1 protein-coding gene is annotated in these 1,848 nt (G+C 72.8%); it reads left to right on the top strand.

Annotation, left to right across the window (positions count from 1 at the left end; translation table 11 throughout):
* Nucleotides 1-1,848: amino acid adenylation domain-containing protein (locus tag FBZ87_RS28960; protein ID WP_145614029.1), on the top strand; the 1,848-nt coding region annotated here is incomplete at both ends.

Below are 1,848 nucleotides of genomic sequence, written 5' to 3' on the forward strand. Positions count from 1 at the left end.
CACCCTGGGCACCGCCGCCTCCACCCGCGAGACGGCGGATGAGGCCCGGGTGGTGGGCTATTACCTGAACATGCTGCCCCTGGCCTGCCATCTGGTGGAGGGCGACACGCTGGCCGTGGTCCTGGCCGGGGTGCAGCAGTCGCTGGCCGATGGCCTCAGCCACTCCCGCTATCCCACCGCCCGCATCCTGGCGGACTTCCGGGGCCAATACCCCGATCTGGTCCAGCCCGGCCGCTTCCCGCTGTTCGACATGGCGGTGACGGAGAATCCGGGCGACATGGGCGGCGACGCCGGCCGCGACGCCGCCTGGCGCTTCGTGCCACAGCAGCCCCCCGCCACCGGGGCGGTGGATTATCGCCTGACCACCAATGCCCCGGCCCAGGACATGGTGCTGGCGCATGAGGCCCGGGCCGACGGCCGCCACGCGCTGCAGCTGTTCGTCAACGCCACCGTCTATGACCGGGAAACGGCGGAGAGCTGGGCGCTGTCGCTGGCGGCCCTGGCTCGCCATGTGGCGCAAGGGGCTGCCGACCAGCCCCTGCCCACCCTGCTGCCGGATGAGGCCGCCCAGCTGGCGCTGTGGGAGCACGGGCCCGCCCTGACGCCGCCCGCACCCCGCTTCGACCGCCTGTTCCAGGATCTGGCCCGGGCCCAGCCTGAGGCGCCCGCCCTCATCACCGCCGCCGGTGTGCGCACCTACGCCGAGGTGGATGCCGAGATCGGCGCCCTGGCCGCCGCCCTGCGCCGGCTGGGCCTGCGCCGGGGCCAGGTGGTGGGCATTCTGACCGACCGTTCCCCCGCCCTGCCCGCCGCCGTGCTGGCGGTGTGGCGGGCCGGTGGCGCTTATGTGCCCCTGACTAGCGACCTGCCGGGCGACCGGCTGGCCTTCATCGCCCAGGATGCCGGCGCACAGATGATCCTGGCACTGGACGGTCACACCCCGCCCGATGCCTTGGCCGCTTTGGGCCTGCCCCTGCTGCGGCCCGAGGAAGTGCGGGACGTCTCCCTGGTGGACGAGGACATGCCCCAGGATGTCGGCGCGGATCCTGCCTACATCCTCTACACCTCCGGCTCCACCGGCACGCCCAAGGGCGTGGTCATCACCCATGCCGGCCTGATGAACCTGGCGGTCGGCATGGGCGAGCGGTTCGGGATCACGCCGGCCGACCGCGTGCTGACCCTGGCCTCCCCCACCTTCGACCTGTGGGTCTCGGATGTCGTGATGGCCTGGGGGGTGGGCGCCGCCCTGTCCCCGCTGACCCGGGCCGAGATGGACGACATCGCGGCGATGCCGGCCTTGATCGCCGGCCGGGGCATCACCGTTGCCACCATGGCGCCCTCTTACCTACGCCTGTTCGAGCGGGCCCCCCTGCCACCCCTGCGCATCCTGATGACCGTGGGCGAGGCGCCCATCGCCACCGATGCCCGCCACTACGCCGGCACGCTCGCCTGCTACAACGGCTATGGCCCCACGGAAAATACGGCCGCCACCACGGTGGGCCGTGTTGATCCGAACGCGCCCCGCCTGACAGCCGGCCGGCCCCTGCCCAACATCCGCGTCATGATCCTGGACGCCCAGGGCCGCCAGGTGCCCCCCGGGGCCATCGGCGAAATCTGGGTGGCCGGCGCCAGCCTGGCCCAGGGTTATCTGAACCGACCCGACCTGACCAAGCGCGCCTTCCCCGCCACGCCTGACGGACGGCGCTATCGCACCGGCGACCTGGGCCGCTGGACGGCCGGGGGCGAGTTGCTTGTGCTGGGCCGCACCGACGGCCAGGTCAAGCTGCGCGGCCAGCGGGTGGAACTGGGCGAGATCGCCGCCGCCATCGAGGCGCAGCCGGGCGTACG

This window comes from Nitrospirillum amazonense, from assembly GCF_007828035.1.
GTDB lineage: Bacteria > Pseudomonadota > Alphaproteobacteria > Azospirillales > Azospirillaceae > Nitrospirillum > Nitrospirillum amazonense.